This is a genomic window from Pelistega ratti (assembly GCF_009833965.1).
GTDB classification, from domain to species: Bacteria; Pseudomonadota; Gammaproteobacteria; order Burkholderiales; family Burkholderiaceae_B; genus Taylorella; species Taylorella ratti.
Map to the genome: position 1 here is coordinate 2,251,915 of NZ_CP047165.1, position 14,776 is coordinate 2,266,690.

Annotated in this window: 11 protein-coding genes; 9 read left to right on the forward strand and 2 right to left on the reverse strand. The window is 36.1% G+C overall.

Features of this window, described 5'->3' with window-relative positions; translation table 11 throughout:
- Positions 1-275: 275 nt before the first annotated feature.
- Entirely contained in the window at positions 276-932 is a 657-nt protein-coding gene (locus F9B76_RS09840; protein WP_159991951.1) for a DUF1269 domain-containing protein, read from the forward strand.
- Between the two features lie 170 nt (positions 933-1,102).
- Here the strand turns inward: F9B76_RS09840 and F9B76_RS09845 are convergent, their stop codons facing one another.
- The gene (locus F9B76_RS09845; RefSeq protein ID WP_159991952.1) at positions 1,103-2,005 is read right to left on the reverse strand and encodes a LysR family transcriptional regulator; all 903 of its coding nucleotides are present in this window, start codon (positions 2,003-2,005) and stop codon (positions 1,103-1,105) included.
- A 99-nt stretch (positions 2,006-2,104) separates the two neighbouring features.
- On the opposite strand from F9B76_RS09845, the gene F9B76_RS09850 reads away from it, so the two are divergent.
- Positions 2,105-3,202: an alpha/beta hydrolase gene (locus F9B76_RS09850; RefSeq protein ID WP_243140644.1), complete on the forward strand. Its 1,098-nt coding sequence runs from the start codon at positions 2,105-2,107 to the stop codon at positions 3,200-3,202.
- Positions 3,203-3,255: 53 nt separating this feature from the next.
- On the opposite strand, the gene F9B76_RS09855 is transcribed toward F9B76_RS09850, so the two are convergent.
- Positions 3,256-4,149, reverse strand: a complete 894-nt coding sequence (locus tag F9B76_RS09855; protein ID WP_159991953.1) for a LysR family transcriptional regulator — start codon at positions 4,147-4,149, stop codon at positions 3,256-3,258.
- Between the two features lie 505 nt (positions 4,150-4,654).
- On the opposite strand from F9B76_RS09855, the gene F9B76_RS09860 reads away from it, so the two are divergent.
- From F9B76_RS09860 to F9B76_RS09890, 7 genes are all read left to right on the forward strand, one after another.
- Positions 4,655-5,497, forward strand: coding sequence for an aldo/keto reductase (locus F9B76_RS09860; protein ID WP_159991954.1), 843 nt, complete (start codon positions 4,655-4,657; stop codon positions 5,495-5,497).
- A 69-nt stretch (positions 5,498-5,566) separates the two neighbouring features.
- Complete coding sequence (locus F9B76_RS09865) at positions 5,567-7,225, forward strand: carboxylesterase/lipase family protein (RefSeq protein WP_159991955.1); 1,659 nt, start codon at positions 5,567-5,569, stop codon at positions 7,223-7,225.
- A gap of 11 nt (positions 7,226-7,236) precedes the next feature.
- Positions 7,237-8,346 carry an alpha/beta hydrolase gene (locus F9B76_RS09870; protein ID WP_159991956.1) on the forward strand — a complete coding sequence of 370 codons (1,110 nt, stop codon included), beginning with the start codon at positions 7,237-7,239 and terminating at the stop codon, positions 8,344-8,346.
- A 448-nt stretch (positions 8,347-8,794) separates the two neighbouring features.
- Positions 8,795-9,367 (forward strand): restriction endonuclease subunit S, encoded by a 573-nt coding sequence (locus F9B76_RS09875; RefSeq protein WP_159991957.1) that lies wholly within the window; start codon positions 8,795-8,797, stop codon positions 9,365-9,367.
- On the forward strand, positions 9,334-12,579 hold the full coding sequence (locus tag F9B76_RS09880) for a type I restriction endonuclease subunit R (RefSeq protein ID WP_201289308.1): 3,246 nt from the start codon (positions 9,334-9,336) through the stop codon (positions 12,577-12,579). Before F9B76_RS09875 ends, F9B76_RS09880 begins: the two co-directional genes overlap by 34 nt.
- A 1-nt stretch (position 12,580) precedes the next feature.
- On the forward strand, positions 12,581-13,426 hold the full coding sequence (locus F9B76_RS09885) for a DUF3800 domain-containing protein (RefSeq protein ID WP_159991958.1): 846 nt from the start codon (positions 12,581-12,583) through the stop codon (positions 13,424-13,426).
- Positions 13,427-13,502: 76 nt separating this feature from the next.
- On the forward strand, positions 13,503-14,762 hold the full coding sequence (locus tag F9B76_RS09890; protein ID WP_159991959.1) for a restriction endonuclease subunit S: 1,260 nt from the start codon (positions 13,503-13,505) through the stop codon (positions 14,760-14,762).
- The last annotated feature ends 14 nt before the right edge of the window (positions 14,763-14,776 follow it).

Genomic DNA, 14,776 nt, shown 5'->3' on the forward strand with positions numbered 1-14,776 from the left:
AGGACATACTCTAGATTATCCTAATATAATGTATTATCAATGCCTTTTACTTTCTGGTGAGTAAAAGGCATTTTTATATTTTTCCAACTTAGGTGGTAGCGTTTTCTTGTTGTAAGCCCTCACAAAAAAATAATTATTTTTACAGGAAAATTATCTCTATTTTGTTAGACTGTAAAGTAATAAAGTGCTTTCTTGCTCACTCAAAAGTGATTCTTTTGGATGTGATGTTAACGACTAAGCCAATGAAGTTTTTTGTATGTAAAAGGAGTAAATACATGAAACAGAACGTTGTAGTGTCATTATTTAGTGTACCTAGTGAAGCCTATCAAGCATTTGCAGAGGCGAGTGTTTATACGCAAACAGAAAAAACACAGATTGCACAAATTGCACTTGTTAAGCGTGAAAATGGCTTGATTATCCCTGTACAGATAAGTGATTTAACGGCAAATGTTGCCAATGGTGCATTAACAGGTGGTTTAATTGGTGCGTTAATTGGTATTTGGGGTGGGCCTTTAGGCATGATTCTTGGTATGACAACGGGTTCTTTAATTGGTGGTGCTGATGGTTCAATAGAAACATTGGGTGAATCGGATTTATTAAGTAATGTTGCGCAAAAACTATCGGATGGGGATACGGCTATTGTCTTATTAGCACAAGAAACAGATGAAAGTGAGTTAGATCAGTTCTTTGCGCGTTTTAAAACAACAGTAGCCCGTTGGGATGCAGCGGTTGTTCAAAAAGATGTCGCTGCGGCGGTATTAGTACAGCAAGAGCAAGCGCGTCAGGTTAGAGAAGCACTACATAAACGCCGTAAAGAGGAAATCAAAGATAAAGTAGAAGAATTAAAAGCGAGTGTGAGTGCCAAAATTGATGCTTTTAAGGAAGATAGTAAAGCAAAATTTGAACGCTTAGCTGCAAAAATTAAAAAATAGATAAATAAACTATTGGCTACTCTTATAAAGATACGGTAAAAAAGCCGTATCTTTTTTCTTAGATGATTGGCATATAGGGTAGTTGATGTTTTTACCTAGACTCTTTTTGAGTATGATATTTCTCACTTATAGCATAGGCGAAAATATCCCAAAAACTTTATATAAAAATATTATATATTTCCATAATATTTTTTTAAAATATCGGTTAATTGATCAAAAATAAATAAGACATGAGGTGATGTAATCGTTTGATAGGGGCGGTATAAGTAAAGTTGCCACTTGTCAATTTTTATTTTTGGGAATATTTTGATTAATTCACCACTGTCAAGATAAGGTTTGCAAAGAAGTTCGCTGACAAAGGCAACAGAGTGTCCTTGTAAAGCAGCTTTAAGCTCACTTTCGGGATTGGTACTGTAAAAATTAATGTTTCTTGGTAAGAGTTTTTGGGTTTCATTGAGTTGGAGTTCCCATGCTCGCCCTGTTTCAATATTAATAGGAATAGAAAAAGGAAAGTTTTGCTGTAAATCATCAAGATTTTTAGGCTTCCCTAGGCGTTCTATGAGGTGAGGCGAGGCAACAATCCAATCTTGTACCTCTGCTATGTGTCGGATAATAAAATGAGGTCTTGGTACTTTACCAATACGTAAACCAATGTCAATACGATGCTTTACGGTATCTAGTTTTTCCATATCTTCTCGCCAGTCAATAATAAGCTGAGGATAGGGTTGAACTGCTTTCAGTAACTCAGTAAGAATAATATCGTTATGTTGCCAGTGAGGTAATGTGATTCTTACAATACCTGCCATTTCGTTATTTTTATATTTACCTGATTGAAAAAGACTATCGGTATCGGCAATGATTTGCTTGGCTTTAATCAGAAATTGTTCACCAAAGCTTGTTAGTTGAATGTGTCGTGTATTTCGTTTAAATAATTGTTCACCTAAGGTTTGTTCTAGTTCAGTAATCACACGCGTCATCACAGAGGGTGAAATAGAAAGCTGTATAGCAGCTTCTCGAAAATTTAATGTTTCACTGGCGATACAAAAATAATGAAGTGCGTTTAGTTTATTCATTTAATTATTCTCTTTTTAGCAATAGATAATTCCATTTTTATTGATTGTAATGTAATAGTTATCTGATTACAATAACCTCATTAGTACAGGAGATAAAAAATGAAAGTTAATATGTCATTCAAAACACTTACGTCCGCCTTATTTCTTGGTATGACCTTATTTTCAGGAGTTTCTATGGCAAATACAATATCAGCTACCGTTATTGACGTCCCTGCACAACGCATTCAATTAACACAAGAATGGGATAAAGTTTTTCTACAAAGTAATAAAGTAGAGCATCGTAAAGTTACTTTTCAAAATCGCTATGGATTAGTATTAGCAGGTGATTTATATATTCCTAAAAATATAAAAGGTCAATTACCTGCTATTGCCGTGAGTGGTCCATTTGGTGCTGTTAAGGAACAAGTATCAGGTTTATACGCACAAACATTAGCAGAGCGTGGTTTTATAACACTTGCCTTTGATGGTTCTTTTACAGGTGAAAGTTCAGGTTTACCGCGGAATATGCCATCACCTGAAATTAATACGGAAGATTTCTCAGCTGCGGTGGATTTTTTAGGTTCGTTAGAGAATGTTAATGCAGAAGAAATCGGTATTCTTGGTATTTGTGGTTGGGGTGGTTTTGCTTTAAATGCAGCTATTAGTGATACGAGGATTAAAGCGGTTGCTGCAAGTACTATGTATGATATGACACGTGTTTCAGCAAAAGGTTATAACGATAGTATTGATGCTAAAGCGCGTTATGAAATGAAGCAAAATATCAATAATGCACGTTGGCAAGCCGCTAAAAATGGTTATGCCGATTTATTACCAGCAAATAATTTACGCAGTGAGCAATTTACCTCTGATACACCACTGTTTGTAAAAGAATACTCAGATTATTACACCACTAAAAGAGGATTTCATCCTCGTTCAGTCAATTCTAATCCCGAGGGTTCTTGGGCGACAACAGGGGCATTAGCACTTATCAATATGCCAATTTTACAATATACAGCAGAAATGAAAACCCCAGCACTTGTTGTGCATGGTGAAAAAGCGCATTCTCGTTATTTTTCAGAAGATGCTTTTAAAGCGCTGGGTAGTCAAGATAAAGAGTTATATATTGTACCGAATGCAACACACGTGGATTTATATGATAATTTAGATAAAATCCCCTTTGATAAGTTTGAGCAGTTTTTTAAGGCAAATTTAAAATAATATAAGATAAGGAGTAGGGTTTTATGAAAAAGATAAAACCCTATTCTATTGGTTTATGTTACCTTTAAAATATCCACAAATGCCTTAAATAAAGGAGAATGTTGACGGCGACTGGGGTAGTAGAGATGATAACCATCATAATGAATAGCCTGATTGGCTAACAGTTCTACCACTTTTCCAGTTGCTAATTCATTTATCATTCTATCTTTTGGCATCAGTGCTAAACCTAGATGAGAGAGACAAGCCTGCTTTGCTAAAAAGTTATTGTTCACAGTTAGTCTGCCTGATGGCATAAATTTAATGACTTCTTTTGTTTCGGTATTCAGAAATTCCCATAAAAAAATACCCTCAGAGGTCGGCATTCTGACACAAATACATTCATGTTGGGTTAATTCATTAATAGATTGAGGAATACCATGCTGTTCCAGATAATGGGGAGTTGCCATTAATGCCATTTGCATATCATCGGAAATCCGCACAGCAATCATATCCTGATCCACTTCTTTACCTAAGCGAATACCCGCATCAAACCGTCCTGCCACAATATCAGTAAACTTCATATCGCTTGTGAGTTCTAGTTTCACTTCAGGATATTTTTGCATAAAGACGAGTAATTTATCCCAAATAGCATACATAAACGCATGGTCTGCCCCATTAATGCGTAATGTACCGTTCAAGGTATTCCGAAAAGTGCTTAAAGCATTGATATTATCTTCGATACTTTCAAATAAAGGAAAGAGCTGTTTAAAAAGTTGTTCACCTGCTTCTGTAGTGGAAACACTTCTGGTGGTGCGATTAAAGAGTTTGATTTTAAGCTGCTCTTCTAGCTTTCGCATGGAGTGGCTAAGTGCCGATGTTGAAACCCCTAATCTGGCGGCAGCTTTGGTAAAACTATTGGTTTGTGCCACGATAATAAAACTACGTAATTCATTCATATTATCAATCATTACTAACCTCATTAGACCGTGATATGGTGTTGAAATTAAATAGTTAATTATTGAATCCTACTCAAAAGTTTATCAAAAAAATACCTACTACGTAAAATAAAGTTTGTGTTCTATTAAAAAGTAGGATTAAAGTGGAAATAAGTGAAGGGTAAATAGAGATTTTGGGAGTGGAAAAAATCTTGTATATGATGGGGATAATAGTGGAAATGGGTAAGAGTGTAAGTTTGAGAAAACGTTAAATTGGAAGTTGGTTTCCAATTTATCAAGTTTTCTCATAAACAGGAAATTAACTTCTAATTTTATATATTATCAATTCATTGAATATAAATTAATTAGAAGTTGAGGGAATACCAATCATTACTAACCTCATTAGACTGTGATATGGTGTTGAAATTAAATAGTTAATTATTGAATCCTACTCAAAAGCTTATCAAAAAAATACCTACTAATCAAAATAAGATTTGTTTCTTATAATAAAAATATTCAAACGAAATAGGAGTACAAAATGCAATTAACACAGTTAAATAACGGCATTGAAATGCCAATGGTTGGTTTTGGAGTATTTCAAGTCAGTGATGAAGAAACGGAAAAAGCCGTACTGAGTGCATTAAAAATAGGCTATCGTTTGTTAGATACGGCAGCGGTGTATGGCAATGAGGCAGGTGTCGGCCGTGCGATTAAGGCGAGCGGTATTCCTCGTGAAGAAATTTTTGTAACGACAAAACTTTGGATTCAACGTGAACACGGCTATGAAAATACCAAAAAATCTTTAGCCGATTCCCTTGAACGTTTAGGCTTGGATTATGTGGATTTATACCTAATGCACCAACCTTTTGGTGATGTGCATGAACAATGGCGTGCGATGGAAGATTTATACAAAGCCGGTAAAACCCGTGCTATTGGGGTGAGTAATTTCCATATGGATCGATTAATGGATTTAATCACTTGCCATAATATCGTGCCTGCCGTGAATCAGATTGAAACCCACCCATTCTATCAACGTGAAGCGGAGATTGCTTTTCATAAAGAATTAGGGGTAGTACAACAGGCGTGGGGGCCTTTGGCAGAAGGGAAGTTTGGTATTTTTGATAATCCGATCTTAACGGCGATTGCGCAAAAACATGGTAAATCAGTCGCACAAGTTGTATTACGTTGGTTAAATCAACATGGTGTGGCGATTATTCCAAAATCTGTGAAAGAATCGCGAATGATCGAAAATCGAGATATTTTTAGTTTTACCCTTGATGAGCAAGATTTAGCCCAAATTGCCACACTGAATTGTGATGAGATTATCTTTAATCATCGTGATCCTAATATGGTGAAATGGTTAGCGGAACACCGCGGTTAATCTGTAATCGGTCGGTTTTTGTAAAACATGGCGAAAACCGACCGCACTTTGATGATCAAGGAGAAAATAATGAAATCCATTAAATCTCAATTTTTCCCTCTTTTATTGCTTTCTGCTTCAATCTCAATGGCAACCCTATCTTATGCCGCAGACAGTGGTGTTCAAGCCGGTAATCATATTGCAGTGGTACAAACCCAAGCAGGTAAGGTACAGGGGTATATACAAAACGGTATCGTTACTTATAAAGGTATTCCCTATGCGACTGCCGAGCGTTTTATGCCTCCGCAAAAAGTCGCTAATTGGCAAGACGAAAAATTAGCACTGACTTACGGTGATGCGTGCCCACAAGTACCGATGGGCGGACGTTCATTCTTTTTTACCGGCCCTGAAATGACGGAAAGCGAACAATGCCAGAGCTTGAATGTTTGGTCGCCTTCCATTTCAGATGGAAAAAAACGTGCCGTGATGGTGTGGATTCATGGCGGAGGGTTTCAATCCGGCGCTTCTAATGATTTAGACAGTTATGATGGGACAAACTTGGCTCGCACGGGGGATGTGGTGGTTGTTTCCGTCAATCATCGTTTAAATGCTATGGGCTTTTTAGACTTATCCGCTTATGGCGAACCCTATGAACAGTCGGCGAATGTCGGTATGCAGGATTTAGTTGCGGCATTAGAATGGGTGAAAGAGAATATTGCTCAATTTGGAGGCGATCCCGATAATGTAACGATTTTTGGTGAAAGCGGTGGTGGAGCAAAAGTCCTTACGCTAATGGCAATGCCGAGTGCTAAAGGCTTATTCCATAAAGCGGTGGTACAAAGCGGTGCATTGGAAAAAATGGGCATGACCTTAACCTCTCAAGAGGCAAGTCGCCGAGTGGCAGAGCTAACCCTTGCCAATTTAGGGGTAAAACCGACCGCACTTGATACCCTAAAAAATTTCACCCCGGCGCAAATTAACGAAGCGGCAATCAATGCCAATTTACAAACGGCAAAAGAACTTGGTTTGACCGATTTATACAATCGGGATACCGCTTTATCATGGGCGCCAACATTAGACGGTCAAGTGATTCCACAACAGCCTGTGGGCGAAAAATACCCTGAGATAGCTAAAGATATTCCATTGTTGATTGGTTCAAATTTAACGGAATGGGACAGTTTTCCGCTACAAATGGACTTACAAAATTCACAAAAAAGCAATCGCTTTACGTGGACAGAAGCAGAAACCATGGAACGCTTAAAAGCGAAATATGGCGATAAAACCGATGCGATTGTTGCTGCGTTCCGTGAGGCGTATCCTCAACGTTTAATTGCCGATGCCTTGTATGTGGATAGTTTCTTGCGTACACCGGCATTGAAAACCGCGCGATTAAAAGCTGATCAAAATGGTGCGCCTGTTTATCAATACCTGTTCACATGGGATACGCCTGTCTTTAACGGTGTGCCAATGAGCTATCATACTTCCGAAATTGCCTTTGTTTTTAATAATACGGAACGAATGGCACAAGCCACCGGTGGCGGTAAAGAAGCAAAAGCCTTAGCCGAGAAAATGAGCCGTGCATGGACGAATTTTGCCAAAACCGGTAATCCAAATGCAGAGGGTTTACCACAATGGGATGCCTATACCCGTGAAAATGGCAAAGTAATGATTTTTGATAATCAACCTGAAGTGAAATCCCATCACGATGAGAAATTACAACATTTGTTAGCACCGAATTATCAGTTTTAAGGAATAATACCATGCTAAAAAAATCAATAAAATTATCACTATGGCTTACAGCCTGCGCATTTGCCGTGCAAAGTATCGCCGCACCGCTTTCTATTGAAGAACAGGGCAGTTTTGCCGTTGGCGGTTCGGTAAAAACATCAGAGGGTGTGTATGCTCCATTGCCTGATATGGTGAAAGGGAAGGAAAGTAATAACTTTGTCGATGTGTTTAATGCTTCTATCCAAGCAGGCGGACAAACCTTACACGGTGATCACGCAACCGTGTTTTATCAAATCCCGACAAATCCACGTCCTTATCCCTTGGTATTTTTACACGGTGCAGGGCAATCAATGCGGACTTGGCAAACCACGGCAGACGGTCGGGAGGGTTTCCAAAATATCTTTTTACGCTATAACTTCCCCGTTTATTTGATTGACCAACCACGTCGTGGACAATCAGGACGCAGTACCGTTGATGCAGAGGTAAAAGCGACACCGGACGATCAATTCTGGTTCGCCCAATTCCGTATCGGCACTTATCCAAATTTCAATCAAGACGTTGCGTTTCCGCAAGATAAGGCTTCATTAGACCAATTTTTCCGTCAGATGACCCCTAATGTTGGCGCATTTGATGCTGTGGTTATCAGCGACAGTATCGTGAAATTATTTGAGCGTACAGGTAACGGTGTTTTAGTTACCCATTCGCAAGGTGGTATTGTGGGCTGGCTGGTCGGCATGCAAAGCGATAAGGTGAAAGCCATTGCCTCTTTTGAACCGGGCAATTTCCCATTCCCTGAGGGAGAAGTACCACCAACCATTACCAGTAAATTCGGCGATATTAAACCGGCGGTAGCCAGTAAAGCGGACTTTGAAAAACTCACTAAAATGCCGATTGTGATTTATTTTGGTGATTTTATCGGTGATAAACCCTCTGATAACCAAGGTGAAGACCAATGGCGTATCCGCCTAAGCCTCGCCAAACAATGGGCGGATGTGGTGAACAAACACGGCGGTAACGTAAAAGTGGTGGAATTACCAAAAGTGGGGATTAAAGGCAATACGCATTTTATGATGTCTGATACTAATAATGTGGAAGTGGCAAAGCATTTGAGGGAGTGGTTGAAGGAGAATAAGCTGGATTAGAAATAAAATAGGAAAAGTCGCCAAAAATTTAGTGATGATTTTTGGCGACTTTTTTATTTACCCTTTAAAAGTTTCAACTATACTTAAAACTTTTTAAAATAATAACTAAAGTTTCAATTACACTTAAAACTTATCAAATTTATAAGCAAAATTCTAATTATAAAATAAACTCTATTAAAAATTTTACTATTCAATTTTCAAAATTTAGTGATTCTCAACCCCTAAATTTACTTTTAAAATCTATCAAAATAATTGCCCAATATCATTAATATCTTCCTTATGCTCCAAATATTCCCCCAAATTTTTACTATTTAGAAAGCATAAATTACATAAAAAGTCCCTACTATTTGAAATTGTAATTTAAAAAAATTACAAAAAATAATACTTGTATTTATAAAAAACTCATGTATAATAAAATTTATGTAATTTTTAAAAGACACATTTTATTATGTTATTGAGTGATATTGTAGAACTTCATAGTGGTCAGGCTCAGTTCCGTATAATGGAAATAAGTGATGTCAATGCACCTGTTTATACTTATTATTCTCAAGCTCATCTTGAACAAGATTTATGCTTATCGGATCATTCTATTTCATCTAAAGAAATAAGAACATTGGATAAGATTACTAGCTTGCTCTCAACGGGAGATATTGTTTTTAGTTTAATTTCAGGAAAAGCAGCCCAAGTGAGTGAACAACATCATCAGTTTTTATATACACAAAATTATGTCAAATTAATTCCCCTCCCTCAGATTGAACCCCGCTATTTGGTGTATTTATTGAATGAAAATCCAACTATTCACAAACAATTATCTTGTGGTTTACAAGGTTCTCAAGTACTGAAATATACAACCAAACAGCTTAAATCACTTCAATTACCTAAACTACCACCTTTATCAAGACAACGCCTTATAGGTGATATTTACCTTAAACAGCAAAGATTGACTTATTTAAAACAGCGTGTTGCTTATTTAGAGAAACAACTTGTATGGCAGCAATTACAAACAGTGAGTGTAAAATGACAAATACCCTATCTGAATTAAAATTTGAAAAAGCCCTTATTGAATATCTTTGTACAGGTACAGTGACAATACCTGAAAATACAATGTCTGAGCCTAATAGTACAGGCTATCATGTAGATGGTATTATTCGCACTCAGCTATGGCGTTATGAACCCCATATCAAAACAACTGAAGATTTATGGGCAAATTTTAAACAAATCTTGGAAAAACTGAATCAAAAAACCTTAGACCGTCCCTTAAGTACAACAGAATTTGCTCAGGTTAAGCGAACAATTTCTAACCTATCTACCCCTTATATGGCAGGACAATTTCTTTATGGTACGAATGGTATCTCACAGATTGAAATTGATTTAGATGATGACCGTCATGTTTTTTTAACTGTTTTTGATCAAAAACAAATTGGTGCAGGTGATACTGTCTATCAAATTGTTAATCAAATCAAACGTCCTGCTGTGATTGCAGGTAAAGAAAATCGCTGTTTTGATACTACCTTACTCATTAATGGTTTACCCATTATCCAAATTGAAGAAAAAAAAGAAACACGAGATATTAATGAAGCATTAAATCAAATGCATCAATATATCGTTGAAAATCAATATAGTGATATTTTTTCTACGTTACAAATCCTTGTAGCCATTACACCCAATAATGTGAAATATATGGCAAACACCACAGCAGATCGCTTTAATAAGGATTTTGCTTTTAGTTGGCAACGTCTATCAGATAATAAACCCGTATATAAATGGAAAGAATTTGCAGATGCTATGTTGAGTATTCCAATGGCTCATCAAATGGCAACCAATTATATGATTTTAGATGGTACGCCAAATAAACAGACTCTAAAAGTTATGCGTCCTTATCAAGTCTATGCTACACGTCGTGTAATGGATAAACTCAAGCAGGCTGATTTTGATCAGGCAATTAATAAGCTAGGTTATATTTGGCATACGACAGGTTCAGGTAAAACAATTACAAGTTTTAAAACAGCTTGGTTAGCCAGTCGTTCACCAAAGGTAGATAAAGTGGTGTTTTTAGTCGATCGTATTGCCTTAACCAACCAAACAAATGAAAATTATCGTGCTTATGACCCTGATGCGACAGAGGATAGTCTAGGGAGCGTATTGGATACTCATACGACTACGGATTTAAATCGCAAATTACATAGTAAAGGTAGTCAAATTATTATTACATCGGTACAAAAGCTAGATACCTTAGTAAAACGAGCCTCTTTCAAAGCCCCTGAGAAGAATATTGTATTTATTGTAGATGAGGCACATCGTTCTACGGGGAGTGATAATTTTAGCGATATTCAAAAGGCATTTAAACATTCTGCATGGATTGGTTATACCGGAACCCCTATGTTTGATAGTACAACAAAAGGATCTCGTACTGAAGATATTTTTGGGGAATTATTGCATGCCTATACCATTCGAGAAGCAATTGCAGATCGTAATGTGTTGGGTTTTAAAGTGGATTTTGAAACCACCATTAGTGAAGAAAGTATGAAAAAAGATTATCTTCCTAAATTCTATCGTCATAAATATCCTGATTGGACAGAAGAACAAATTGCTGAAAAAATTGCCAACTTAACTCAAGAGGATATGGATGATAGTATTGAATCTAGTTTTTATGATGAAAATGAGGATCATATCAAATTGGTGGTAGAGGATATTTTTAAACACTGGAAAAACCGTTCAAATTGGGATAATAAACGTAATGGTGGACGATACAATGCTTTATTGACGACCCATGTAGGGGGTGGTAAAGCGAGTACACCAATGGCAATGATGTATTTCCGTGAGTTCCAAAGAGTGAATAAAGAGCGGTTAGAAAAGGGGGAGTTTACACTTAAAGTTGCCGTTACCTTTAGCCAAAATACAAGTAATAATGATACGATGGTTGAAACGAATAAAGGCTTATCTGAAGCAATTGAGCATTATAACAATGAGTTTGGTACGAATTTTACGATGGCTGATGTCTCCGCTTATACCCAAGATGTCACGAGTCGTTTGAATCGTACGGCAGTAGATAAACAATTCTTAGATCTAGTGATTGTAGTGGATCAGTTACTGACAGGATTTGATGCACCAGAATTAAATACCCTTTATGTTGATCGTACCTTAAAAGGGGCTGGATTAATTCAAGCCTATTCAAGAACAAACCGTGTCGCAGATATGCGAGAAAAACCATGGGGACGTGTTATTAATTATCGCTGGCCTACCCATAATGAAAAATTAATGAATGAAGCACTCTCTATTTACGCAAATAAAGATTCAGCCAAATTATCGGATGAAGAGCGTAAAGTGAATAATATTAAAGATAATATTACTGCCCCTCAATTTGAGGAATTGCTCTCTGAAACAAAAGAGATAGTGAAACATCTTCGTAACATAACAGATGATTTTAGCCAGTTGCCACCATCCGAAGCAAAAAAATGGGAAATGTTCGAGCAATTACGTATCTATACGGCTAATATTGCCAAAATAAAGCAATATTCTGCTGAAGATGAAAATGGTGAGATCATTGGTTTTGACTATGAAAATCCCGATAAACTAATCCATGAACTTGGGATGACCAGTGAGGAAGAAAGTATGCTGACTAATACGCTGACGAATGAACTTAAGATTCATTTGGCAAAAAGTCGTAATGTGCCAGTCATGCAAATTGAGCTTAAAATGACCCATGTTAAAGATGTAGAGGTCAATTACGATTACTTGACTGAATTAATTTCTACATTATTAGAACAAGTTCGTGCAGGGGAGACTGAGCAAGCCAAAGAAACAGAAAAAGAATTGGAAAAATTTGCTAATGGCTTAGAAGACCGTAGTTTTGCACAACGTATTAACCGTGCGACTAAGGCTATTATAAAAGGGCTTTTTACCTTGGAAGATGTCGAGAAAAAAGACGGTGTGGCTATTGTTGAACAGGCGAATACAGCTAACCAAGAACAACAATTTTTGGATTTTCGTTTGCAATGGGGTTTAACAGAAGTTATTACAAATGCACAACTTCGTCAGCTCTTTATCAAACATCAGTATCAACAAAAAGATTTAGATGATGCGGATCAATTAACAGATTTGATTAAAGAAGCGGGTATTACTTATCCTTCACTTGCTCAAAATGATGAGATAAGAAAACTGACTAAAATGAAATATCGTAATCAGTTGCGTAGTGCGATTTATGAATTGGCTGATGAGTTTGTGGGGGAGTGATATGCTAAGACAAGATTTTAGTGATTTTATTGTGTATGTTGATGAAAGTGGGGATCATAGCTTGACCTCTATTGATGAATACTATCCTGTTTTTGTTCTTGCATTTTGTATTTTCTACAAAGAACATTATAGAACTAAAATTGTACCCGAAATCCAAAAACTAAAATTTGATTATTTTGGTCATGATTTGGCAATTTTACATGAGAGAGAAATCAGAAAAGAGTTAGGTGACTTTACTATATTTACGTCAAAAGAAGAAAAAGATGATTTTCTTCAGAGATTATCCGATATTATTGAGCAAAATAATTTTGTTCTTGCAGCTTGTGTTATTGAAAAACAAAAATTACATAATAAGCAAAAAGAAATTCATCCTTATCACTTTTCACTAACTCATTGTTTAGAAACCTTATATGAGTTTGTAAGTGAAAAAGAGCAAGAAGATAAACTGACATTTGTCGCTGTGGAAAGCTGTGGTGAAAAAGAAGATAAAGAGTTGGAAATTGAGTTTCGCCGTATTTGTGATGGAGAAAATAAATTTAAGAAGAATTTACCCTTTCTAATTAAGATTATAGCTAAAAGTACAAACTCAACAGGGTTACAATTAGCTGATTTGGTGGCAAGACCTATTGGGCAACATATTTTATTTCCAAAACAACTAAATCAAGCATTTGATTTGCTAAGAGAGAAATTTTATTGTGAAGGAGGGCGTGAGAATGTGGGAAATGGATTTGATCAGAAAGGGTTAAAACATTTTCCAGAAGCCGAAAAAGCGAAAAGCCTCGGTGCAACTCACCAAGGCTATGACGCCGACCGGGAACCCCCAGTCCACTTATGCAAACAAGTATAACATAGATTTTAAAAAAATTGGAATAGAGAGTTTCTTAGAAATTAATTATATTTTTAACCTTATTAAGGAAAAATAAATGAATAAAGTAAAAAAACTTGTACCGAAGTTACGTTTTCCTGAATTTACTGACGCTTGGGAACAGCGGAAGTTGGGGGATGTGGCTAATTCAATAAAATCATATCCATTATCAAGAAATGTAGAAACAGAAGAAAGAACAAATACTAAGTATATACATTATGGGGATATTCATCGTGGGATTGCTAATATTTTAGATGATATAAATATTTTGCCTAATATTATTGGTGAATATACAGAATTCTTAAACTTTGGGGATATTGTTGTTGCTGATGCTTCAGAAGATTATTATGGAGTTGCTTCTCCTTGTGTAGTTAATTGTTTTTCAAGGGAAAATATTGTAGCTGGTTTACATACTATTGCAATTCGTCCATATAAATCACATCATTTATTTCTATATTATTTGCTATATTCTTCAAGTTTCAAAGAATATTGTAAAAAAGTAGGAACAGGAACAAAAGTTTTTTCTATTACATCAAAAAACTTGTTAAGTTTTGAAAGTTTTTTTCCTCCTTATAAAGAACAACAAAAAATCGGCAACTTCTTCACCTTACTAGATCGCTACATCACCATTCATCAGCGTAAGTTAGAAAACGTGAAAAAATTGAAAAAATCGCTATTGCAAAAAATGTTTCCAAAAAGTAATCAAACATTTCCAGAGCTTCGTTTTCCTGAATTTACTGACGCTTGGGAACAGCGGAAGTTGGGAGAAATAGGTACTACCTTTACAGGATTATCAGGTAAAACAAAAGATGATTTTGGTCATGGAAATGCAAAATTTATTACTTATTTAAACGTATTCAATAATCCTATTTCAGATTTAAACGGTGTAGATAGTATAGAAATTGACACTAAACAAAATTCTGTAAAGTATGGGGATATATTATTTACAACTTCATCAGAAACACCAAATGAGGTAGGGATGTCTTCTGTATGGCTTGATAATGCTGAAAACATATACTTAAACAGTTTTTGCTTTGGCTATAGGCTGAAAGAAAAATTAGATCTATATTTCTTAGCTTTTTTACTTCGTAGTCCGATGATCCGCCAAAAATTCACATTATTGGCTCAGGGGATTTCTCGTTACAACATTTCAAAAACAAGAGTAATGGAAATGGATATTTCTTACCCCGAGTTAAAAGAACAACAAAAAATCGGCAACTTCTTCACCTTACTAGATCGCTACATCACCATTCATCAGCGTAAGGTGGAAAATTTACAAAATTTGAAAAAATCTCTCTTACAACAGATGTTTGTTTAGAGATAAATAGTTAT

Excerpts from the sequence above, each read along its gene's own strand:
- F9B76_RS09840 (WP_159991951.1), top strand. The coding sequence starts at position 276 with ATGAAACAGAACGTTGTAGTGTCATTATTTAGTGTACCTAGTGAAGCC.
- F9B76_RS09845 (WP_159991952.1), bottom strand. The coding sequence starts at position 2,005 with ATGAATAAACTAAACGCACTTCATTATTTTTGTATCGCCAGTGAAACA.
- F9B76_RS09850 (WP_243140644.1), top strand. The coding sequence starts at position 2,105 with ATGAAAGTTAATATGTCATTCAAAACACTTACGTCCGCCTTATTTCTT.
- F9B76_RS09855 (WP_159991953.1), bottom strand. The coding sequence starts at position 4,149 with ATGATTGATAATATGAATGAATTACGTAGTTTTATTATCGTGGCACAA.
- F9B76_RS09860 (WP_159991954.1), top strand. The coding sequence starts at position 4,655 with ATGCAATTAACACAGTTAAATAACGGCATTGAAATGCCAATGGTTGGT.
- F9B76_RS09865 (WP_159991955.1), top strand. The coding sequence starts at position 5,567 with ATGAAATCCATTAAATCTCAATTTTTCCCTCTTTTATTGCTTTCTGCT.
- F9B76_RS09870 (WP_159991956.1), top strand. The coding sequence starts at position 7,237 with ATGCTAAAAAAATCAATAAAATTATCACTATGGCTTACAGCCTGCGCA.
- F9B76_RS09875 (WP_159991957.1), top strand. The coding sequence starts at position 8,795 with ATGTTATTGAGTGATATTGTAGAACTTCATAGTGGTCAGGCTCAGTTC.
- F9B76_RS09880 (WP_201289308.1), top strand. The coding sequence starts at position 9,334 with ATGGCAGCAATTACAAACAGTGAGTGTAAAATGACAAATACCCTATCT.
- F9B76_RS09885 (WP_159991958.1), top strand. The coding sequence starts at position 12,581 with ATGCTAAGACAAGATTTTAGTGATTTTATTGTGTATGTTGATGAAAGT.
- F9B76_RS09890 (WP_159991959.1), top strand. The coding sequence starts at position 13,503 with ATGAATAAAGTAAAAAAACTTGTACCGAAGTTACGTTTTCCTGAATTT.